General features: G+C 52.6%; 25 protein-coding genes. 10 read left to right on the top strand and 15 right to left on the bottom strand.

Annotation, left to right across the window (positions count from 1 at the left end; all coding sequences use genetic code 11):
* Positions 1–189: 189 nt before the first annotated feature.
* Positions 190–678, top strand: coding sequence for a hypothetical protein (locus tag D3H35_RS22135; RefSeq protein ID WP_119151375.1), 489 nt, complete (start codon positions 190–192; stop codon positions 676–678).
* Between the two features lie 40 nt (positions 679–718).
* Here the strand turns inward: D3H35_RS22135 and D3H35_RS22130 are convergent, their stop codons facing one another.
* The 7 genes from D3H35_RS22130 to D3H35_RS22100 all read right to left on the bottom strand — a co-directional run bounded on the left by D3H35_RS22130 (position 719) and on the right by D3H35_RS22100 (position 7,425).
* The gene (locus D3H35_RS22130) at positions 719–1,483 is read right to left on the bottom strand and encodes a DUF4367 domain-containing protein (protein ID WP_119151374.1); all 765 of its coding nucleotides are present in this window, start codon (positions 1,481–1,483) and stop codon (positions 719–721) included.
* Positions 1,473–2,015 carry an RNA polymerase sigma factor gene (locus tag D3H35_RS22125; protein ID WP_119151373.1) on the bottom strand — a complete coding sequence of 181 codons (543 nt, stop codon included), beginning with the start codon at positions 2,013–2,015 and terminating at the stop codon, positions 1,473–1,475. Before D3H35_RS22125 ends, D3H35_RS22130 begins: the two co-directional genes overlap by 11 nt.
* Positions 2,016–2,115: 100 nt before the next feature.
* Positions 2,116–2,598 (bottom strand): hypothetical protein, encoded by a 483-nt coding sequence (locus D3H35_RS22120; RefSeq protein WP_119151372.1) that lies wholly within the window; start codon positions 2,596–2,598, stop codon positions 2,116–2,118.
* A 214-nt stretch (positions 2,599–2,812) separates the two neighbouring features.
* Positions 2,813–3,652, bottom strand: a complete 840-nt coding sequence (locus D3H35_RS22115) for a sugar ABC transporter permease (protein WP_119151371.1) — start codon at positions 3,650–3,652, stop codon at positions 2,813–2,815.
* Entirely contained in the window at positions 3,649–4,950 is a 1,302-nt protein-coding gene (locus tag D3H35_RS22110) for a sugar ABC transporter permease (protein ID WP_119151370.1), read from the bottom strand. Before D3H35_RS22110 ends, D3H35_RS22115 begins: the two co-directional genes overlap by 4 nt.
* Positions 4,951–4,996: 46 nt before the next feature.
* Positions 4,997–6,298 (bottom strand): sugar ABC transporter substrate-binding protein, encoded by a 1,302-nt coding sequence (locus D3H35_RS22105; RefSeq protein WP_199728584.1) that lies wholly within the window; start codon positions 6,296–6,298, stop codon positions 4,997–4,999.
* A gap of 101 nt (positions 6,299–6,399) precedes the next feature.
* Positions 6,400–7,425, bottom strand: coding sequence for a LacI family DNA-binding transcriptional regulator (locus D3H35_RS22100; RefSeq protein WP_119151369.1), 1,026 nt, complete (start codon positions 7,423–7,425; stop codon positions 6,400–6,402).
* A gap of 274 nt (positions 7,426–7,699) precedes the next feature.
* On the opposite strand from D3H35_RS22100, the gene D3H35_RS22095 reads away from it, so the two are divergent.
* The 7 genes from D3H35_RS22095 to D3H35_RS32755 all read left to right on the top strand — a co-directional run bounded on the left by D3H35_RS22095 (position 7,700) and on the right by D3H35_RS32755 (position 12,984).
* On the top strand, positions 7,700–8,065 hold the full coding sequence (locus D3H35_RS22095; protein WP_119151368.1) for a winged helix-turn-helix transcriptional regulator: 366 nt from the start codon (positions 7,700–7,702) through the stop codon (positions 8,063–8,065).
* A 140-nt stretch (positions 8,066–8,205) separates the two neighbouring features.
* The gene (locus D3H35_RS22090) at positions 8,206–9,348 is read left to right on the top strand and encodes an MFS transporter (protein ID WP_119151367.1); all 1,143 of its coding nucleotides are present in this window, start codon (positions 8,206–8,208) and stop codon (positions 9,346–9,348) included.
* Positions 9,349–9,366: 18 nt separating this feature from the next.
* A complete protein-coding gene (locus D3H35_RS22085; protein ID WP_119151366.1) occupies positions 9,367–10,359 on the top strand; it encodes a Gfo/Idh/MocA family protein in 993 nt (330 codons plus the stop codon).
* Positions 10,356–11,345, top strand: coding sequence for a Gfo/Idh/MocA family protein (locus D3H35_RS22080; protein WP_119151365.1), 990 nt, complete (start codon positions 10,356–10,358; stop codon positions 11,343–11,345). The genes D3H35_RS22085 and D3H35_RS22080 overlap by 4 nt, the downstream gene beginning before the upstream one ends.
* Before the next feature lie 48 nt (positions 11,346–11,393).
* Positions 11,394–12,197, top strand: coding sequence for an AAC(3) family N-acetyltransferase (locus tag D3H35_RS22075; protein WP_119151364.1), 804 nt, complete (start codon positions 11,394–11,396; stop codon positions 12,195–12,197).
* 179 nt (positions 12,198–12,376) lie between these two features.
* Positions 12,377–12,697 (top strand): SET domain-containing protein, encoded by a 321-nt coding sequence (locus tag D3H35_RS32760; RefSeq protein ID WP_233568085.1) that lies wholly within the window; start codon positions 12,377–12,379, stop codon positions 12,695–12,697.
* A 17-nt stretch (positions 12,698–12,714) separates the two neighbouring features.
* Entirely contained in the window at positions 12,715–12,984 is a 270-nt protein-coding gene (locus tag D3H35_RS32755; RefSeq protein ID WP_233568084.1) for a hypothetical protein, read from the top strand.
* Here D3H35_RS32755 and D3H35_RS33655 read toward each other — a convergent pair.
* From D3H35_RS33655 to D3H35_RS22035, 7 genes are all read right to left on the bottom strand, one after another.
* Positions 12,948–13,646 (bottom strand): cyclic nucleotide-binding domain-containing protein, encoded by a 699-nt coding sequence (locus D3H35_RS33655; RefSeq protein ID WP_267901439.1) that lies wholly within the window; start codon positions 13,644–13,646, stop codon positions 12,948–12,950. The genes D3H35_RS32755 and D3H35_RS33655 overlap by 37 nt on opposite strands.
* Positions 13,538–15,088 (bottom strand): ABC transporter ATP-binding protein, encoded by a 1,551-nt coding sequence (locus D3H35_RS22060; protein WP_119151362.1) that lies wholly within the window; start codon positions 15,086–15,088, stop codon positions 13,538–13,540. The genes D3H35_RS33655 and D3H35_RS22060 overlap by 109 nt, the downstream gene beginning before the upstream one ends.
* Positions 15,089–15,158: 70 nt before the next feature.
* Positions 15,159–15,722, bottom strand: a complete 564-nt coding sequence (locus D3H35_RS22055) for a DUF1697 domain-containing protein (protein ID WP_119151361.1) — start codon at positions 15,720–15,722, stop codon at positions 15,159–15,161.
* A gap of 33 nt (positions 15,723–15,755) precedes the next feature.
* Positions 15,756–16,517, bottom strand: a complete 762-nt coding sequence (locus D3H35_RS22050; protein ID WP_119151360.1) for a glycosyltransferase family 2 protein — start codon at positions 16,515–16,517, stop codon at positions 15,756–15,758.
* A gap of 27 nt (positions 16,518–16,544) precedes the next feature.
* Positions 16,545–17,132, bottom strand: a complete 588-nt coding sequence (locus tag D3H35_RS22045) for a TetR/AcrR family transcriptional regulator (RefSeq protein WP_119151359.1) — start codon at positions 17,130–17,132, stop codon at positions 16,545–16,547.
* Positions 17,133–17,454: 322 nt separating this feature from the next.
* Positions 17,455–18,141, bottom strand: coding sequence for a 3'-5' exonuclease (locus D3H35_RS22040; protein ID WP_233568083.1), 687 nt, complete (start codon positions 18,139–18,141; stop codon positions 17,455–17,457).
* A 38-nt stretch (positions 18,142–18,179) separates the two neighbouring features.
* The gene (locus D3H35_RS22035; RefSeq protein ID WP_119151903.1) at positions 18,180–18,935 is read right to left on the bottom strand and encodes an exodeoxyribonuclease III; all 756 of its coding nucleotides are present in this window, start codon (positions 18,933–18,935) and stop codon (positions 18,180–18,182) included.
* A gap of 186 nt (positions 18,936–19,121) precedes the next feature.
* Between D3H35_RS22035 and murI the strand changes: the two genes are divergently transcribed.
* Together murI and D3H35_RS22025 are read left to right on the top strand one after the other, a co-directional pair.
* Positions 19,122–19,898: a glutamate racemase gene (murI, locus tag D3H35_RS22030; protein WP_119151358.1), complete on the top strand. Its 777-nt coding sequence runs from the start codon at positions 19,122–19,124 to the stop codon at positions 19,896–19,898.
* Positions 19,899–20,047: 149 nt separating this feature from the next.
* Complete coding sequence (locus tag D3H35_RS22025) at positions 20,048–20,410, top strand: YmaF family protein (RefSeq protein ID WP_119151357.1); 363 nt, start codon at positions 20,048–20,050, stop codon at positions 20,408–20,410.
* 50 nt (positions 20,411–20,460) lie between these two features.
* Here D3H35_RS22025 and fabV read toward each other — a convergent pair whose 3' ends face one another.
* Complete coding sequence (gene fabV, locus D3H35_RS22020) at positions 20,461–21,654, bottom strand: enoyl-ACP reductase FabV (protein WP_119151356.1); 1,194 nt, start codon at positions 21,652–21,654, stop codon at positions 20,461–20,463.
* Positions 21,655–22,072 lie beyond the last annotated feature (418 nt).

Below are 22,072 nucleotides of genomic sequence, written 5' to 3'. Positions count from 1 at the left end.
TACAGCTCCATCGTAATGCCGCGATATCAAGAAACGGCTGAGAATTGAAGCAGATAATAACAAGAAATCATGGAGCTTTGTTGTCGGTGCCCCGGATTGTGATCGTGGTGCGGGATTATTTATTTGCAGCGTTAGGTATTCGGGGGGAACGTCGTTAATAGAGTGGAAAACATTGAAGGAGGAAGTCTATTGAAAAAAATGAATTCAGTGCGAGGATTGGTTTTATTCCTGGGTGTAATTGCTTTTGCTATCCCCGTCCAAGTGCTTGCCGAAGAAAATGCAATCAATCATTCGCAAGCATTGACGTCTGCTCCGCAGTTCCTTTTTACACCGTTTACAGTTTTTGACCCGAATTATACGTACTTAGAAAAGGGGCAAGGCTATTTAACGTATGAAGGAAATGGGAAAGTAAATATATGGGGTGAAACTTATGGTACCGTTAAGGCAGATGAAATAAGCGTGCAGCTTACCTTGCAGCGCTGGACAGGCACAGTATGGGTCGATGCGTATTACGCGGCGAACCAAGCGGAGAGCAATTCAGCGTATGTCTATTCTTCAATCAGTCATATTTTGGTTTCTTCAGGCTATTATTATCGAACAAAGTCATACCATTGGATTCGCAAGGGCGCTACGACCGAATCGGGTTATCGTTATTCCTCATCCTATTTAATTCCCTAAAATAATAAAGCGAACGGCGGTCAAGGCTCCGTTCGCTTTATTATTTTAGAGAGCGAGCAAATAGCACAATTTCCTCTTCTGCCAGTTTGCCGGAAATAGAAATTTTAATATGACTCTTGGTCAGCCACTCCATGTCTACGAAATTATCCGGCATGACGACTAGAACGGCTTCATTTCCATTCACTATGTAGTTATTTATAGCGCCTGCCTCCGAAGCAATGTCAGACTTTATGCTGGCTGTTTTTGGCTCGACTATACGCTCGCTCAGCTTAAATATTTCTCCGGAAGCTGTTTCGTATTCTAAGTAAACATTTTTGTATAATCCATCGGCTTCCCTGAAAATACGGACTGCTCCCAACTCAAAACCTTGTGGCAGATAGCTAGGTAACAAAAGATCGAATGCAAGCTTTTCTAAGGCATCGCTGAGGGGCACTTCTTCAGGTACGGCCGGAACATCTATTTCTGCCGATGGTGGAGGACTGGTTTTCGCAGCGGACGTATCTTGTTTTGGCGAGGGCTCGAAGAAAATTTCAATAACATTTTGCTTCACTTCCCGAAAAAGAGTGGAGACATTCGCATAGGATTTCAAAATAGAAGCCTGAATCGAAATTTCTATTAGGCAGGTGAGCGCTACGACGCCAACAACGATTTTTAGACGTTTTCTCCGCTTTTTCGCTTGGTGAAGTCGTTGAATCTTATTTTGAACGTTATTCCAGGATTTTGTCGGATCGGGTATTTCAACGTCAGCATGAACGGTTTGCATAGCTTGCTGAATGAGACGATCTTCTTCAAGTTCATTCATCATGATCCCCCCATTTTCTTAAAAACCGATGAAGCAATTTTTTTCGCGCTCTAGCCAAGCGTTGGGTGAGGACCGATTCGCTAATGTGCAGCTCCTGACAAATTTCCCTATACGATTTTCCTTCTATATAGAACATCAGCAACAAGGCGCGGGAGTCCGGATTCAATTCGGCCATAACCTTGTGCAAAAGCTCGTCCCTCCACTTAATCTCCACTTTAGATGCTGTACTCGTATCATCAAGAGCTGCACCTATATTTAAGAATACTTCTGTTAAAGCCTGACGATCTCGCTTTAACTTTCGTATTCGATCCAAGGCCGTATTGCGAGTTACTTGTTTGACCCAAGCCGGAATATTCGAGTCAGGCCGAATTTTCGGGCCATTCGTTATTGCTTTGATAAAAGCATCCTGAATGATGTCTTCAGCAAGTGTATGGTCATGAATGGTTATCAGCACAAGCGCGGTTTTGTCGAGAATGCGCTGTTGGAAAGATACTACGACGCTCAAACCGGAGAATTGTATGGATATAGTATCCACTCGCTAAATCCGGATGGCAATGGAATAACCAAAGCTGGCGGAAAACGATAAAAGAATAAAAACGCACGGAGAGTCATCATAGAGACTCTTCGTGCGTTTTTTACTTAATCAAATTAATGGCGGAATCGTTATTCCTTTCAATAAGCAGAGTAACTTTATCGCCATTTACTTTATATTTCCAATAGCCTATAACATCTTTGCCGTTCACGTTAATATTCCAGTCCTTCGTTAATTCTACTTCGTACGGCTTTGAGTTGTTCTCCGTTGATGACTGCGTAACAACAACTTTGTACGTAACGGTCGTTTTTCCGCTTTTACCCCCGATTACAGCAGGAGCTGATTGAATTGAGCTTTGCAGTGAAGAAGCCGCTGATTGAGGAAAACCATGATCGGTTAAGAGGGCTTGAAGAGTTTCCTTGTTTGCTTGATCGTTTATCGAGTCTTCTGTATTTAAATCATTTGACGATTGAACGGTTTTTTCTGATGCGGCCGTCGCCGGATTCACGCCTATAAGGTCATGCCCGACTGCAACTAATGCGATTGTGCATGTGGCTGCTAACAGCCATTTGTATTTACGTAACATTCAGTTATCCTCCTTTTACCTTTGTACTTTCGTTCTACATTAGCTGACGCTTTTGGATATGTAAAAGTTGCATCATTTTTCCACTAAATTCCAGCCTTTGCGAGACAACCAGCTAAAGCGCTAACAGAGCTTCAATATCCCCTCAAAAAAAAGGCCTGAACCCCTCGTCACCGAGAAGTTCAGGCTTTGTTTTCGCGAACGCATTCACACTTGCTTAAGCTTTGGACGCTCCCTCCGTTACGCCGTTCACGATATATTTTTGCAGGTACAAATAGAGGAGGGCGATCGGGATGGCGACCATGACCGAGCCTGCGGCGAACGTCGTGAATTCCGAAGCCGCCTTGTCCTTGACCATATCGAAAAGCCCCAGCGCAAGCGTCTTTTTGTCCGCCGAATGCAGGACGAGACGAGCCAGAATGAAGTCCATCCACGGCGCCGTGAAATTGGTCAACGAGATGAAAATCAAAGCGGGAGTAGTCATCGGCAGCATAATTCGGGCAAAGATTACAAAGTGGCTGGCTCCGTCGATTTTGGCCGCTTCCGGTACGGAACGGGGAATTCCGTCCATGTACCCTTTCATGAGCCAGGTTCCGTAAGGAATGGCTACGCCGGTGTACACAAGCACCATCCCGAGATGCGAATCAAGCAGATTCACTTGATAAAGCAGCAGGAACACGGCAATCATCGTCATGAATGGCGGAAAAATCTGCAGCACAAGCATCGTCGTCAAAAAAAACTGCCGGCCCTTGAAGCGGAATTGCGAGAAGGAGTAGGCGCCGAGCACGATGAGCAGGACGGAGAGCGTCATGGTCATAAGCGCTATTTTCAACGTGTTCCAATACCACAGTGTGAACGGTGAATCGAGGAACAGCGTCTTGTAATGGACGAACGTTACCCTGTCCGGGATCAGGCTGGCCGAGTACAACGTACTGCCGGGCGATAAGGAGGACAAGACGATCCACAGAATCGGATAGAGCGACGAGACGGCAACGGCGCCAAGCAGCAGGTAAATGAACAGCCTGGTTGTTTTTGAAGTGTAGCCGCTTTTTTTCATCGCATCATATCCTCTTCTTGGTAAGATTTCGAAGAACGCAGGCTCACAACCGAAATGGCCGATATGACAAGGAAGATCAGAATGGATACCGTCGCGGCCAGATGGAACTGGTTCTGCTCCAGCGTGATCTTATACAGCCACGATAAGAGAATATCGGTATGGCCGGCGAAGCTGAACGAGATGTTGCGGGGCTCCCCGCCCGTCAGCAAGTAGATGAACGTGAAATTGTTGAAATTGAAGGCGAAGCCCATGATGATCAGCGGGAAAGTCACCTGCAAAACCATGGGCAGCGTAATCGCGCGGAACCGGGTGAACGTGCCGGCCCCTTCGAGCGAAGCGCTTTCATACATGTCCTTGTTAATATTGGCCAATACTCCGGTGATCAAAATCATGTAGTAGGGGAACTCGAACCAGAAATCGACGAGGATGCACGAAATTTTGGCCATCGTCGGATCGGTAAGCCAAGGAATCGGATCGATCCCCAGACGGTCGAGGGCGCGGTTGATCGGCCCGAATTCCTGATTAAGCATGTTGCGCATGATCAGCGCGGAAATAAACTGCGGCATCGCCCACGGAAGAATGAAGATGACTCGCCATATCTTTTTGAAGCGGATGCCGCTTGCGTTAGTGAGCAACGCAAGCAGCATGCCGATTAAGAACGAGCCTCCGGTAGCCAATATCGCCCACACGAAGGTCCAGAGCGCGACTCCGCCCAGCGTTCGGCTTAATGAGGGCAGCCGGAACAGATCCGCGAAGTTGCTGAAGCCTACCCAATCTACCAGCGCTCTGGGCGGCAGATGATTGGGGCTGGAATAGTTCGTGAACGCGATTAGGACACCGAAAACAAGGGGCAGCAGCGTAATGAACAGAATGAGCGCGACGGACGGGGTTAGCATTAAGTAAGGAAATCCTTTGTCCGTCAGTACGTAAAGCGATTTCATAAAGCTATTGGAGGAATGGCCCTCGTCGCGAGCTTGGCCGACTTTGCGCGCGTCCATAATGCCGACGGCGTACACGGCGATAAAAATCGCGACGTTAAGAAGGGTGATGAGGCCGAACACCATCATGTAGATGGAATGATCCCCCGGAATGAATATGCCGTCGACGAATAGCTGCGGCGTGTCTCCCAAGGTGATCAGTCCCTGGGCATCCTTAATCGCTCTGGGCAGCAAATAGATTAGAAAAGCGAGTTCAATGAGAGCCAGCAGGATGCCTTTGAGCCACTGTCTGTTGTATAACTGACCAAGCCCCATAAACAAAGCCGATAACACCGCAGCCCTTCCGGAGTGCCTCCCCATTTCTCTATGCCTCCTTCATGCCGAAGCAGCGGATGAACAGCCGAATTTATTTTTTCTGCAGGGCGATCGCATCCTTGATCGATTTGACGGCGCGGTCCAACTGCGTCTTCGGATCCGATCCTTTGTTCCAGATTTCCTCCAGCGCGCTGGCGGCAGGCTCCCATATGGCGCCCATCTGCGGAATGCTCGGCATCGCAATCGAATTCTCAATCTGCGCGGCGAAGCCGGCCGTAATCGGATCGCCGCTAACTTCCGGCTTGGCGAGGAGCTCTTTGTACGGCGGAATTTGACCGATCGTTAGATACCGGTCCATCAGCATTTCTTCCGAAGTCAGGTAGCTGGCAAGCAGCTTGGCCGCTTTCGGGTACGGAGTGTACGAATTGACGTAGAACGCCCTTACGCCCGAGAAGGTGACAGGAGGCTTGCCGTTAGGCAGCAGCGGCAGCGGAGCTACGCCGAAGTTGATTTTCGAATCCTTGTAGCCTTGGAGGTTCCAAGGACCGTCGATGTTATACGCCACTTTGCCTTCGATGAACAGCCCTTTTTTGATATCTTCTTTCAGATCGCTGGCGTTGACCGGCAGAATGCTCTTCAGCGACCGGAAGAATTCGGCTCCTTGAACGGCGCCTTCGTTGTTCAGTCCGATATCGTCCTTGTCGGTTCCGTCTTTCCCGAACACGTAGCCGCCATAACCGGACAGCAACGAATTGACGAAGTAAAAGTTGCTCGTCTCCATCATGAAGCCGTACTTGCCCTTGCCGTTGAATTCCTTGGCGAAGGAGATTACTTCGTCGAACGTTTTCGGAGGCTCCTTGACGTAATCCTTGTTGTAATACAAACCAGCGGTCTCAATGGCTACCGGATATCCGTACTGCTTGCCGCCGTAGGCGGTGCCTTGTACGGCAGGAAGCACGAGGTCGTCGGCTTTGAGCGTGTCGTTCGGATAGACCAGACCGGCGGATACGAGTCCCCCCAGCGCGTCGTGAACGGCATTGAAGACGTCGGCGCCAAGCTTGGCGGGTCCTTCCGTCGCAATCTTGGACGGCACGTCATCGACGGCGACCGGCTCGTAAGTAACCTTGACTCCGTACTTCTCGGTGAAACCCGGCAATACTTTTTTCAGCCAAAGGCCTCCGTCGTTCCCTTCTGAATCCCAGATGGTCAACTCGGCGCCCGGTTCAGGCTCCAGCACCGAAGAACCGCTTGCCGAAGGCGAGACGGAAGCGGAAGGACTGGCAGGCTTGTTCTCGTTATTGGCCTTGCTGCATGCGGTCATTCCGGCAATCATCCCGACGGACAGAAGCAAAACCATGGCTTGAACGGCTTTCTTTTTGGCAATAACGCTCATTGACGAGATCCCCCTCAATTGGTCAGTCGTAAAGTAACCGTTTACATTTGTTCCTGCAAGCTTTCCTGCCGATTGGCAGGAGAGCTTAACAAGATGCATTGTTATTTTCCTGTCCCCCGAAGCGTCGATTGTCTGACGACAAGGTCCGCAGGAATGATCGCGCGGTCGATGCTTTTATAGCTGCTCGTCAGGTTGGCGATCAGCAATTCGAAAGCTCGGGTGCCGAGATGGAAAGGATTCACTTCGACGGAAGTGAGCGGAGGAGTAGAGTAATTGGACAGCAAGACGTTGTTGAATCCGGCCACGGCGATATCGTCCGGAACGCTTAATCCGCATTCGTTGATGTATTTGATGGCTCCGAAGGCCATGAAGTCGTCCATCGCGATTAATCCCGTCATAGGCTCCTGTCGTTTCATCAGCGCCTTCATGAAGGCATAGCCGTCGCCGTCGATGTTTTTGTCTTCGATGATCAGCTTCTCGTTGATCGGCAGCCCGTGCTCCCGCATAGCCTTTTTGTAGCCTTCCAGCCTGTCGATCACGACGATGTCTATGGAAGATGCGCCCAAAAAGGCGATCCGACTGTGGCCTTGCTCGATGAAGTGCTTGGTCAACTCGTAAGCGGCCTGGACGTTATCGTTGTCGACCCAGCTGACGGAATCCTGGTTCTCCGGTCTGCCGACGACGACGAAAGGAAATTTAAGCTTCAGAAGCTCGGAGATGAACTTGTCGTGAACGGTTGCGCCCATCAGAATAATGCCTTCGACAATACCGCCCTTGGCAAGCTCATTAATGACTTGCGTCTCCATTTCGGCCGTGCTGACCGCAGACATCAGAATGTTGTAGTGATTTTTCTGCGCCACGCTTGCCGCGCCTCTGAGCATTTCCGGGAAGAAAGGGTGCTTGAACGATTTTTCGGAAATGCCGGGAATGACGACGCCGATAATCTTGGTCGATCTGTGTGCGAGGGATCGAGCGATCATGTTCGGATGATAGTCGAATTCATCCATGACCTTGAGCACCCGTTCCTTCGTTTTCGCGCTGATTTTAGGATGGTCGGAAATAACGCGAGAGACGGTCGCTTTCGATACATTGGCTTTTTTTGCAATATCGCCGATCGTGATACCCATGAATGCAGTTCCTCGCTCTCAATGCAATGCAATCGGTTGCATTGAATCTATCATTGTGCGAATATGAAGTCAATACCCAGTTTTCGTTTCACCTCCCGTTTCGGCCATAGTATGGGATTGGGATGATGCGGTCTTGCGGGGACGATAGACGATAACAAGCTTGATTGTATAATCCGCAGGAAAAAGGAATCAATAACTTACTTTTATGTGACGTAGTTCCGTACAGGGTACTTGTTAGGGGTTTTTCGACTAGCCGACAAGGAGAGGAATACGCATGAAAAAACGCAGCAACGACCGCTCGCAATGTCCGATCCGGTTAACCGAAAGCTTGATCGGAGGCAGATGGAAGACGATTATTTTATGGCTGCTAAGCAAGCGCAGCATGCGTTTCAACGAGCTTAGAAGAGAGCTGTCGGGAATTACGCAGAAAGTGCTGACCGAGCAGCTCAGAGAGCTTGAAGAAGACCGGCTGATCCATCGAAAGGTGTACGAAATCGTGCCGGCCAAGGTGGAATACAGTCTGAGCGGGCAGGGAGAACGGCTCATCCCCATTGTAGTCATGATGTGCAGCTGGGGGGAAGAGTATCTTAGCCAGGAGCTCGCGAGGGAGAAGCTGCCGCAAGAAAATTCACAGGGGTAGTTACTTGCAGGTACCTTATTGACCGGCACGAAAAAGCCAAGGTATACTCCATTCGACTCTCAGTGCAACCGGTTACGCTACAAAATCGTTACGTTAGCTACGCAGACTATGATTTTGGATTTTTTTCGGAGAGTGCGGCAATGACCAAGGGATTAGTTAAAGTTCTGTGCTTCGGGCTGATGGCCTTTCTGGGATTCTATTTGTCGGCCTTTCAACGGATGCTTGACTATATCGCTCAAGACTATTCGTTAAGCAAAGTTTTGATGGGATTTACGGCTACCGCGCATTTCGTCGGTATTTTGTGCGGTTCTCTCGCAACAGGAGAGAGGAGCGACAGGTTCGGCAGGAAAAAGGTAATCGGAAGCGGCTGCTTGTTTTTCCTGCTCGGGCTTCTCGTCATCTGGCTTGCTCCCGCAGCTTACGCGGTTCTCGTCGGTATTTTTCTGACGGGAGTGGGATTCGGCATCCTATCCGGCTCGATCTCGACGCTTTTGACGGACTTCGAGGAAGGCGACGCGAACCGTGTGCTGAACATCTCCCAGATGTTCTTCAGCATAGGGACGGTTATCGGTCCTTTCATGGCAGTGGCGGCGATGGAATACGCGGACGATTGGAAGCTTATCTACGGTCTCAGCTTCCTGTTGATTCTCTTCTTCTCATTCCTGTTTTTGAAATATCCGTACCCTCGCCGAAGTGTCGCAGACGCAACCGAAGAGACGTATACGTCCCTGCTGCTCAAGCAAAAAAGGTTTCTCCTCTTAGGCTTGTCCATTCTCATGTACGTCGGAATCGAGTCGGGCATGGGCTTCTGGATTACAACGTACATCCGGGAGAGCGGGTCGACGTCGGCCTGGTATGCCAGCGCGGTTCTCTCCGCCTTCTGGGGAGGAACGATCGTCGGACGCTACGCCGTGAGCAGATTCTCGATCAAGCTGCACGAGATCGTCGTTATTAGCGCGCTGTTGTCGGCGGCGTTCCTTCTCGTGATCGTCCTGTCGGGAAGCGCCGCCGCATCCTTCTGCGCCATGTTCGGCGTAGGGCTCGGGTTCGCGGGAATCTGGCCTTTGATCATGGCTCTGGCCCGGGCATATTATCCGAAATATACCGGCACCGCTTTCGGATTGTTGATGGCATGCTGCGCCTTGGGGGGCATCTTTATTCCTCTTGCCATGGGCATTATCGGCAAGGCGGTCGGCATGAATGCGGCTCTCTCCTTCGGCTTTGTTCCCATTCTAATTATCGTCTGCATTCATTTGTACTTAAAGAGAACCAGCATTCTTTGAGAACCGGAGGGACTGAACATGAAAATAGCCATCGTCGGCTGTGGCCTAATGGGACATACGCATGCGAGCAATCTAGCCAAAATGCCGGGCGTCGAGCTCGTCGGGGCGTTCGACAACTCGGCGGAGGCGGCGGAACGAGTAGCGGCGGCGTATCATACGAAAGCGTACGTCTCCTTCGATACGATGATGATCGCAGAGGATCCAGACATCGTCTGCGTTCTGCTTCCGACCCCCATGCACAAAGAATTCGTCATCAAATCGGCCAATTACGGTAAGCACGTCTTCTGCGAGAAACCGATCGCCGGCTCGCTGGAAGAGGCCGAGGAGATGATCGCTTACTGCGAGCGGAAGGGCGTCAAGCTGTTCATCGGCCACGTCGTTCGGTTTTTCCCTGCCTATTCCGAAGCCCAGAGACGGATCGCGGCGGGAGAGCTAGGCCGAATCGGCGTCGCCCGAACGAGAAGGGTCGGTCCCCATCCCGGCAAATTCAGCAAGTGGTATAACCAATTCGAACGAAGCGGCGGCGTTATTATGGATCTTATGATCCACGATATCGATTTTCTTCGATGGGTGTTCGGCGAGGTCAGAAGCGTATACACGCTTAATTACCGCAACCAGGATACGATGGATTATGCGCTCGTCACGCTTCAGTTCGATAATAGGGAGATTGCCAATTTGGAAGCTTATTGGGGTTATCCCGGGCAATTTCACTATGCGCTCGAAATATCCGGCCGCGAAGGCTTGATTCATTTCGACAGCAGGGAAGAGACGCCGCTGCAAATTTTCAAGAGAGGGGAAGCCGAATCTTCGACAACATCCCTCAGCCCTGTTAACAAGGATCCTTATTATTTGGAAATGCTCCATTTCATCGATCATATTCGGGACGGAAAGCCTCTGTTAGTAACGCCTCAAGATGCGCGTATAAACATAGAGATCGCGCAAGCGGCAATGGAATCGGCGCGGACCGGCCTGCCGGTCTACATGCAGGAAAGAGGTGTTCCTTCATTATGAGAAAATTAAAAGTGGGGATGCTCAGCTTTGCCCATGGCCATGCGTTCAGTTATTTATATGAACTGATGCGTATGCCTAACGTCGAAGTCGTCGGAATTGCGGATCGCGATAGAGAGAGAGTATCCGCAGTCCTCGAGCAATACAAGCTCCCCTATTTCTCCGACTACAGGGAGCTGATCGGGAGCGACGTCGAGGCCGTCATTATTTGTTCCGAGAATGCATATCACACCGAGATGGCTGTAGAGGCCGCCCGGCAAGGCAAGCACATCTTGTGCGAGAAGCCGCTGGGGATCGGCATTCCAGAGATGGATCAAATGATCAGAGAGGCCAAAGCGAACGGCGTTCAGTTGATGACAGCGTTCCCTTGCCGCTTCGTACCCGCAGTCGTCGAGGCCAAGAAAGCGATCGATAAGGGCGAGATCGGCAAGGTGGTGGCCATTCGGGGAACGAACAGGGGGACGAAGCCGGCGGAGCCATGGTTTACGAATAAAGAGCTTTCCGGCGGGGGCGCCGTACTCGACCATACGGTGCATGTTACGGATTTGATGAATTGGTTCATGTCCGATTCGAGAGTCTGCGAAGTATACGCGCTGGCCGAGACGCTGTATCACGATATCGATGTCGACGATGCCGGCATGGTCCATATGAGATACGACAACGGCGTTATCGCCGTCCTGGACCCGAGCTGGTCCCGCCCCAAATCGTATCCGACCTGGGGAGACGTTACGATGGAAATCGTCGGAACGGAAGGGTCGATCTCCGTCGATTGCTTTAAACAAAGCTTCGATCTGTATCGCGACGAGGTTATGAAAGCCAATTGGTCCTATTTCGGCGACAGCATGGACCATTACATGCTGAAAGCTTTCGTCGATGCGATATTCAGCGATTCTCCCGTTCCCGTTAGCGGAGAAGACGGCAAGCTTTCCGCGGTTGTCGCATTGGCCGCATACAATTCGGCGGCTCTCGGGCAGCCGGTCAAGCTTTAAGAATACGGTGCCCGTTCGGGCAACAATCATTGAAGGAGGCTGCGGCCGATGTCGGAAGCGCAGATCAAGAAGGCTGTATTAACGAAAGAGGATTTGATAAAGCAATTCAGAAGCTGCGGCGTAGCGGAAGAACAGACGATCTTCGTGCATACTTCCTTGAATAGCTTGGGTTTTGTCGTAGGAGGAGCCGAGACGCTGATTCGGGCGCTTCTGGAAATCGTAGGGCAGGAGGGCACCTTGCTGATGCCTTCCCAAACGTGGAAAAACCTCGATCCCTCAACCGGAGTGCATTGGGATGCGCCGGAGGATAGCTGGCCGATTATTCGCGCCAACTGGCCGGCCTATAACAAGGAGATTACGCCTGCGATCGGCATGGGCGTCGTAGCCGAGATGTTCCGCAAATGGCCGGGAGCGAAAAGAACGGATCATCCGGCCCGGTCCATCGCGGCAGTCGGCAAGCATGCGGAATTTATTACGCAAGAGCATGACTTGAGCAACATCTTCGGCAAAAACTCTCCCGTAGACAAGCTGTATCAGCTTGACGGTCATGTGCTGTTGATCGGGGTCGGCTATGACAAGAATACTTCACTGCACTTGGCGGAAACCCGCGCCGACTTCCCGACCAAGAAATTCGCCGACGAAAGCAGCGCGATTACGGTCGGCGGCCAAAGAGAATGGGTCACTTACAATACCCAGGCCGTAGATGACGAGGACTTCGTGCGACTGGGCAAGGACTACGACAGGGAGCATGACATCAAGGTTCATCGAGTCGGAAATGCCGACGTCAGATTTCTGAAGCAGAGGCCGTTGGTCGATTGGACGGTTCGTTGGATGGAGAAGAACAGAGTGTAGGCTTACGGGGCGGCAGCTCTGAAGAGGAATGGAATGAAGGCCTGAACAACCTCCGAAATCCGGGGGCTTCAGGCCTTCTTTTTGTTAGAGAAGCGCGATTCAGTCATCTATCGACAAAAGGTTGTGCCATATAGTATATAAATACATATACAACCTTTTTTCGACAAGGAGAATGCGGCATGATGCATCCCCATACGGAGCTGCGCTACATCGACGACAAAATCGGATTCGGAGTGTTCGCCACCCGGTTTATTCCTAAGGGAACGATAACGTGGGCGTTGGACGATCTGGATCAGATTCTGGAACCGGAAGCTGTAGAGGCATTGGACAGCGATCGCAAAAAGCTCGTGCTCAAATACTCTTACCGGAATCAGCACGGCAAATTCGTACTCTGCTGGGACAACGGCAAGTATGTCAACCACAGCTTCCATGCCAATTGCATCGGCACCGCCTACGAGATCGAGATCGCCGTTCGCGATATTTTTCCGGGGAGCAGTTAACCGACGATTACGGTTCGTTGAACGTGGACGAGCCGTTCGATTGCTTGCCCGAGGAAGGAACCGATCGGACGAGAGTCATGCCCGGCGATCTGCTTCACTATGCGGAAGCGTGGGATGCTCAAGCGCTTGAAGCTTTCAGGCATTACGACAAGGTCGACCAGCCGTTGGCTCATCTGATCAGGCCCGAGTTTCACGAGAAGGTGAACATCGCTGCCCGCAATCACCTGCTCGTCGATTCCATTCGTGCGATTTACTTCGACCGGTCTTCCATGACAGCAGCCAAATGAGGAGCTTTCTTCAGCAAGTCCTGGAAAAATTCCCGCTGCAGCGTAACGAATACGACAGGCGTTAAAGTCCGAATGGAAGCCGTTCGGGGAACGTTGCGCAAGAGAGCCACTTCCCCGAAAAAGTCGCCGTCCGACAAAACGGCCACCCGCGCTTCGTTACCCTGCTCGTCGCTTTTCAACACTTCGACTTTGCCGCGTACGATAACGTAAAACTTGTCCCCGGGATCCCCTTCGTGAATGATCGTTCTATCCTTGGCATACGATTCGGTTGCGAAAAAGGAAGAAATTTCTCGCAAGAAAGAATCCTCCATTTCCGAGAAAATCGGAAATAGCTTGAGCCTCTCCGCGCTAACCTCGACGTGATAGCCGTCTTCGCTAATGTCGAAGCCGGTCTGCTTCTGCCACGACTGCTTGTAGCGGCCGGCTGGCAGCTGCAGCAGCTGCTGATGGGAGCCTTGTTCCGCAATTTCCCCCTGGTGAAGGACATAGATGCAATCCGCATGCTCGGCAGAAGCCAGGCGATGGGTGACGGATATGACCGTTCTATCGGCGGTCAGCCGTTGCAGCGTCGCGTTGATCGCCGATTCCGTAGCCGGATCGAGCGCGGAGGTTGCTTCGTCCAGGATGAGGATAGCCGGGTCCCGAATGATGGCGCGAGCGATGGCGACGCGCTGTCTTTGTCCGCCGGACAAGCGGCCCCCCGTTCGCCGACATCCGTATCGTATCCGTCCGGAAGACCCATGATGAAATCGTGTATTTCCGCCGATCGCGCCGCTTGTACGACTTCTTCGTCGCTGGCCTCGGGCTTGCCCAGACGGATATTCTCTCTAATGGAGGCACGGAATAGGAAGCTTTCCTGGAAGACGATGCCGATTTGGGAGCGGAGCGATTGCAGCTTGATGTCGCGAATATCGGTATCGTCGTAACGGACGGAGCCTTCCGACGGATCGTAGAAACGCATCAGCAAGTTAATGATCGTGCTTTTGCCGGAGCCGCTGGCTCCGACGAAAGCCGCATACGCTCCCTTCGGAATAGTCAGGTTGATTCCGTTCAAGCTGCGCTGCTCCGGCGTATAAGAGAACCGGACATCCTTGAATTCAATCGCGCGGTGGAAGAGAGGCATATCAAGCGCCTGCTCGCTGTCTTCTAGTGAGGGCCGTTCTTCGATGATTTCCCGCACTCGCTGCATTCCGGACGCCGCTTGAATAAGCTGCGGAGCAAGCCACGTAACGGCGGCCACCAAGTAGCTCAAGCTGATCAGGATAGAGCTGAAAGCGAGAAGGGAGCCGATGGAGAGAATCTCGAAATAAGCGAGCAAGGCTCCTGCGCAGATGGTAGCGAGGTTCAGAAGCATGGTGCCCATATTCGTCGTACGGTCGATGAGAAAGCTCGAAAAGCTGGATTGACCGGCGAGCTTGGCATATCGGACCATTCGATCGTCGAATCTCCGGATGAAGAGCGGCTGCAATCCGAAAGCCTTGATTACCGGCTGGGCGCTCACGTTCTCCTGAACGACGGTTGTGAGCTCGGCCTGTTCCTCCTTCAATCGATAGCTGTCCTCGAAAGCTTTCGGTCCGAACCATTTCGGCCCGATGAGACAGAGCGGTAAGCCAATGACGGCAATTAAGGCAAGCTGCCATTGAAGAAAGAATAGAATGGCTACGTTAAAGAGCAATCCCATCACGGACAGAATCGCATAGGGAATCAGCATGATGAAGGCGTCGATAGAGAGCAGGTCGTTGTTGAATCGGGAGACAATATCCCCGCCGTTCACGCGATGGTAGAAATCGGCGGGCAAGCTTTGCAGCTTTTTGAACAGCTGCTTATAGTAATCGGAGACGATTCGAGCTCCCAACCGGGTAAACATGCGGTCGCGGAATATTCCGATAATGACGGAAGCGAGTGCGCCCGACACCAGCAGAATGAGAATAAAGAGGAGCAGCGAATACTTTCTTGGAACGATGGCGAAGTCGATGATGAACTTAAAGCTAAGAGGCATGAAGCTTTCATAGGCCAGCTCGACGAGAAGAGCGGCCAACAACAGCGCAGTTTTGACTTTATGCTGCCAGAAAGAAGAGACGACGATACGGAAAAAAGGGAACATGGTTGTTCGGGATCCTCCCAGCGAAAGTTGGCTTCATGAAGCTATGGCGCGCAGCGAGCTTCTCGCCGCTCTATTCGCTTTCCATCGCGCCGGAGAGGGCGACCAATTTGTTCATCGTTTTCCAATTGCGCATAGTCGTGGGAAGCTTCAGCTTCTGGAGATTGTTGCCGAGCTTGGAGTCGGACAGTCCGCTCCCGAACAAGAAGTGGATGTCGCGCCCGACGTCGCGGAACCGGTCGTCCTCGTTCGCATAAGGGCGCAGCCGCTCCAGCGCATCGTTGGCAGGCGGCTCGAGAAGCATCGACACGTACAGCGTCTCGCCTTTGGAATTGGCCGCCGCTTGCGCAAGCTCTTCCTCCGGGAACGGACAATTCGCAACGATGTCTCTTAGCTCCGCCGCCGTGCGAAGCAGGACGGGGATCGGGAAGCCGCAGGCCGCCTCGAGCTCGCGCTCCAGCCGCAAGCGAAGAGGGGCTTCCTCTTCGGCCGAATCGAACAGCACGTTGCCGCTCTGAATGTACGTCTGCACCCGGGCGAGCCCCAACCCTTCGAATAGCTTTTTCAAATCCGCCATCTTCACCAGATGGTTGCCTCCTACGTTAATGCCCCTCAAGAGCGCTGCGTATATGGTCATCGCTTGTTATCATCCTTTTCCGCAAGACGAGTATTATCTGCCTTGATTCTCATAATAGGTTTTGTCGGCATAGTCCTTGTCCGTTCCTCTGAGATAAGCGAAGATGATCGACGGCTGCTTGACCAGCGCCCAATCCCCGTGCTTGTCGAACTTGCGGCAGGAGGTGATCATCTGGGCTTTCTTGATCGTACCGTATTTTTTGCCTTGCCGCTTGCCCCATTTTTTCAATCGATGAGCGAAATCCGCGTCCTCGGCCATGAGCATCTTCTCATTGAAGCCTCCGATGGCATCGAAGTCGCTCTTGCGGCACCAGAAAATGCCGATGGAGACGGCGCCGTATTTGAACAGCAAAGGTACGATAAGAAGGATCGCGGACACGACGATGCCGGCGGACATGCGCTCGAATTTCGCGGCGGCGCCTCCGCCGATGTAAGACCCGGAGGCGAGGTGCGAATCGATCTCGGTCAGCATGCGTTCCGTCATCATGCTGTCGGCGTCGATCGTGACGATAAATTCGCCTCGTGCGATTCTCGCTCCTGCATTGCGAATCATGGACAAATTTTTGCTGTCGTCCACAAGGGTGACGCACCCGTAAGCCCGCGCGATTTCTTCCGTTCGGTCGGTACAGCGATTCAGGATGACGATGACTTCCGTTTGGTTCGGATAGGGAGCTGCGGCGGCCGCGATGGAATCCAGACACTTGCCGATGTAATTCTCTTCGTTATGGGCGGGAATAAGGACGGAAAACCGGATTGGACCTTCATGGTCGAAACCTGCAAAAGGCGAATGGTTCATTCGGACACACTCCTAGTCGTAAATGGGTTAGATGCGAATGCCTTCCAAAAGAAAGCCTGCAGCCTTGCGGAACAAGCGCTTCATGCCGTCCCGGTCCATGAACAGATAACTGTCGCTCAAGCCCGAGAAGTAGCTGAGGATGATGAAGGCTAATTCCTTCGGATCTTCGTTCTTGAATTCCCCGGAGGCGATTCCTTCCGACACGAGGCTCTCGAAGTCGGCAATGACGCCCATGACGATGCCGAAAAATCGCTGTCCGGCTTCCGATGCTGCGCCGATCTTGGCGATGAATTCCTCGCCCGCTTTGTTCAACGGCCGATTGTGATTGTCGACGAAGTAGTCGGCATAGGCATACAGCTTGTCGGTAGCGGTAGAGAGGGGAGCGGACAATTCGTTCCAGCGTCGCCAGGAGTCGGAGAAAGCCTGTTCCGCGAGCTCAAGAAAGAGCTGTTCCTTGCTCCTGAAATGATAGTACATGCTTCCTTTGCTGCATCCCGACGCTTCACAGATGTCATCGATGGAGGTGGCGGCGTAGCCCTTCTTGGCGAATAAGACCATAGCGCCTTCGAGGAGCTTTTTCTTCGTATGTTCGGCGTCGTAAGCGCGCTTCGTCATTCGGCGGGTTCCCCTCCATAGAATTAAACCGAATAGTCGGTTTAATCAGTATTATATTGGTTTTTCCAGTATTATCAAGCAGCTCAACATCTTGAATTGTGACAAAACGCGCAAAACGCAAAAAGAACGAAGCAGAGGAGCCTAGGCTGCTTCGTCCCGTCCGTTCTACAGCGCGCGTTCGAGAATGTCGGGTAATCGCCGTCATTCATTGCTTACACCTAATGCTATTCGGCACTTCCGGCATTCCCCGAGCTCTTCGTCAGCGCTTTGGCGAGCTCCGAGACGAAATACTCTTGCAGCTCCGCCGCCTTCCGCTCGTCCGTCAGCGGAACCTTGCTCGCCAGAAAATGCTCAGCGACTGTCTCCCAGCGGGGGACTTCTTCTGCGAGAGCAGCGTGCGGATGGCGTTCTTGACGAACCGGCGTTCCTTCGCGTTGGTGTACAGGTCTTTGAATTGCTGCTTCAGCTCCAGATCCAGCCGGTCGAATATTTTCCGGAACACCTCCGACGTCATGCGGGCATCGTCCAACGCGCGGTGCGCCGAGCCTTCGGCTTCGATGCCGAGATCGAGCAGGGCCGCTTCGACGCTGACGTCGTTCGTGACGTTTTTGTACCGCAGAAATCCCTTCAGCAAATCGTAATAAAGAACGGCCATCCAGTAGGCGTCGTCCAGCTTGTGCATCCGGGTATCGTAGACGATACGCTTCAGGTCCTCGCCGCCCCACGTAATAAGGAGGAAGGATTCGCTGCGGTTCAGCCATGCCGTAAAATCGGCGGACCCCTTCCTGAAGCCGTCGGCCCGGTCGATCTCTTCCTGCGCGATGCCGGTTTTCTTCTTGATAAAAGTGTTCAGCTTCGAGAAATAGACCGGCTTGATCATCGCCGAGAATTCATCCGTCTGCCGCAACGATGAATCCAGCCTGACGGCTCCGATTTCGATAACCTCCATCGGCAAGTCGCTGGCGAATTTGCGTCCGTTAAATTCAATGTCCAGTACGATATAGTCCAATCGATAAGCCTCCGGTTCTTAGGCGTGCTCTAGTTAAGTCATATTGCAACAGTTAGACCGATAGGGCAATGGTCGCTGCCTCTGATTTCGGCGTCGATGCGAGCGTCGATTACCGAAGGAACCAATCGGGAAGAAGCGATAAAATAATCGATCCGCCATCCGACGTTCCTCTCCCGCACTCCCGGCATGTTCGACCACCAGGTATAAGCGTCCGTCCGGTCGGGGTAGAGGTGCCGGAACGTATCGACGAATCCGGCGTCCAGCAGCCGGGTCATCTTGTCCCGCTCCTCATCCGTGAAGCCGGAGTTGCCCCTGTTGCCCCGCCAATTTTTCAAGTCGATCTCCCGGTGGGCGACGTTCAAATCGCCGCAAGCGATAACGGGCTTGAGGGCGTCCAATTGCAGAAGATAGCTCTTGAACCGCTCCTCCCATTCCAGCCGATACTCCAGCCGGGACAGATCGCGCCGCGCGTTCGGGGTGTAGACGTTCACGAGATAGAAGGCGTCGAATTCCAGCGTAACGATTCTTCCTTCGGGCTCTTCGTCTTCCTCCATGCCGTATCGAACCGACAGCGGCTTGATCCGCGTAAACACGGCGGTTCCGGAGTAGCCTTTTTTGACCGCGTAATTCCAATATTGCGAATAGCTGTCGCCAAGCTCCAGCTTAATTTGTCCATCTTGAAGCTTCGTCTCCTGAACGCAGACGATATCGGCGTCCGTAGCCTCGAAATAATCGACGAAACCTTTGTTTACGCATGATCGCAACCCGTTAACGTTCCAGGATACAAGCTTTATCATCGTATTTCTCCTCGCAATCGGCCTTCAATAGAATTAAGGTACCACACTATGCCATCAAATAACTAGATCATCCGGCGCAATAAGGTGAGCAAAGGCTGGAAGCGAAAGAACCTTGCGGAGGAGGAGCGGTCGCGATATGCTAGGGGTATCTTCTAAACTACATCCTTTAGGAATCGATAACATATGAGAATAGGCTTTTTTGATTCGGGGATCGGCGGACTTACGGTGCTGGCGGAGGCGCGTCGGCTGCTGCCCACCCACGATTATCTTTATATGGCGGATACGCTTCACGTTCCATACGGTACGAAGTCGAAGGAAGAGGTTCGAGCGTACATCCTGGATTGCGTAGGAATGATGGTACGGGAAGGAATCGATGCGCTGGTTGTGGCTTGCAATACGGCAACGAGCATAGCGGTCGCGGAGCTGCGGGAGCTGTATTCTTTTCCTATCGTTGGCATGGAGCCGGCCGTCAAGCCGGCGGTTGAGATGAATCGGGCAACGGGAAAAAGAGTGCTCGTATTTGCGACGCCTCTGACGCTGCAGCAGCCGAAATACTATGCGCTTGTCTCGCGAGTGGACGAGGAAGGAATCGTGGATTCGCTGCCTCTGCCGGAGCTTGTCCGCTATTGCGAATCGCTCCAGTTCGACGAAACGTTGATGGGCGATTACTTCCGCGGCAAGCTCGCTCCTTACGAGCTGGATAAGTACGGCATCGTGGTGCTCGGCTGCACGCATTATCCGTTCTACACGGATATATTGCGCAAAGTGCTTCCTCCTCATATTCAGATCGTGAACGGGAACGTAGGCACGGTAAAACGGCTATCCGCGCTGCTAAGCCGTTACGGCATCGCGGACAGCTGCGGAAGCGGGAATATCCGCTTCATGTGCTCGGGCGGAGATCCCGCCTATATAGAAAAGATGCAGACGGCATTTGCTTTGCTCCAGAGTCGTGACTCCTAGATAGGTTAAAGAGATAGACCAGACTCCTAATCGAAGGGAGCCTGGTCTGTTTTTTCCATGATACAGCGCCGACAGCCGTCTAGAACGACTATTTGTTTGTCGTAATAGGATGTTATGAAGCTATATCATCCTAAGGAGGCAGGCGACTAATGCCGATTAGAAAACCGAAAATCAAGAGGATTGCGGCGTCTTCTGTACGCGTGCAGAGACACGTGCATGAATTCGAAGGGAGCACGAAGCTGGCCGAGCAAGGCGCGGACCGCCATAATCATCGATTTGCGGGCGTTACGGGGCAAGCGATTCGGGTAGGAAACAGTCACGTCCATGAAATCGATCTCTCCAGAACGGATTTCTTAAACCATTTTCATAATCTGAGAAGAATTCGAACGGGACCGGCTATTTCAGTCGGCAACGGCAAGCATGTACATTTCGTTACGGGCCAAACGACTTTGAACGACGGACATGTGCACCGGTTTAATTTTGCGACCTTGATTCAAGCGCCTCTTGTGTAAAGAGTACGAAAGGCGGCCCGCGCTTTTATGCAGCGGCCGCCTTTTCATGTTTAGCGCACGTTAGGAACGGTTACGTCAGGATCGACGTCCGCCTCGTAGTCAACGCCGTCCGTTTCGAAGCCGAACAGCTGGAAAAACTCGCGGCGATAGCCTTCCAGATCGGAAAGCTCCGCGATATTTTCGGTCGTCAGCGCATTCCACAGCTTCGCGACCTCCTCCTGAACATCCTCGCGCAGCTCCCAATCGTCGATGCGGATGCGGCCTTTCTCGTCGACGGGAACCTCGCCTCCTCCTGAGTACAACCGATCCGCGAACAGCCGGTACGTTTGCTCGATGCAGCCTTCGTGCAGCCCTTTTTCCTTCATCACTTTGTACAAAGCGGAAATATAAAGCGGCACGACGGGAATAGCCGAGCTCGATTGGGTGACGAGCGCTTTGCTCACCGTAACGAATGCCCGTCCGCCGGTGGCGCCAAGCTGCTCGTTCAACCTGTTCGCCGTCGCTTCCAGATGATCCTTCGCTTGGCCGATCGAGCCTTCCCGGTAGATCGCCTGCGTAATTTGCGAGCCGATATACGAGTAGGCGATGGTTGTCGCATCGTCGGCGAGAACGCCGGCTTGCTGCAGGTCGTCGATCCACAGCTGCCAATCGTCGCCGCCCATGACGGCTACCGTAGCTTGAATTTCTTCTTCCGTAGCCGGCTCGATAGTAATCTCGGTTACTTCTCCAGTATGGAAGTTGACGGTTTTGTTCGTGTACGGCTTGCCAATCGGCTTAAGGACGGAAGTGGACGTCACGCCCGTCCGGGGATCCGTTCTGCGCGGGGACGCTACGCTGTATACGACCAGGTCGACTTGTCCAAGCTCCTCGCGAATGACCTCGATCGCTTTCGCTCTCGTCTCGTCCGTGAATGCGTCGCCGGTTACGCTGAACGACTTGAGTCCGGCTTCCTGCGCCGCGGTCTCGAAGGCGGCGGAATTGTACCAGCCCGCCGATGCCGTCCGTCCGCCGCCGCGTTCGCCCTGCCGGTAGATGCCGACGGTGTTGGCGCCCGCGCCGAAAGCGGCCGCGATGCGCGCCGCAAGTCCGTACCCAGCCGAAGCTCCGATGACGAGCACGTTGCGCGGCCCCTTAATAGGAGGGCGTTCTTTTACATAATCCACTTGCTCCTGCACTTGAGCAGCGCAGCCCCGCGGGTGGGAGGTCGTGCAAATAAAGCCGCGTGTTCTTGGTTTAATAATCATTGGTGTTATGTCCCTTCTCCGCCTTCGTCCGAAGGCTCGATACTGGCATGGCAGAGGCATGCAACAGTCTTATTCTAACGATTTTTCGAAGAAACGGAAACTGTTGCCGAAAAAGCGAGAGCTTTCGATGTTCTCTTGTCATGGCCGAGCGCGCAACAGTGGGACGAGGTACCATACATTCGGCGGGAAGTGTGGCTGAGCGCGCAACAGTGGGACGAGGTACCATACATTCGGCGGGAAGTGTGATCGAAAGCGCAACAGTGGGACGAGGTACCATACATTCGGCGGGAAGTGTGATCGAAAGCGCAACAGTGGGACGAGGTACCATACATTCGGCGGGAAGTGTGATCGAAAGCGCAACAGTGGGACGAGGTACCATACATTCGGTGGAAAGTGTGGCCGAGCGCGCAACAGTGGG

This window comes from Cohnella faecalis (assembly GCF_003570905.1).
GTDB lineage: Bacteria > Bacillota > Bacilli > Paenibacillales > Paenibacillaceae > Cohnella > Cohnella faecalis.
This window is presented reverse-complemented; position numbering and strand designations above follow the sequence as displayed.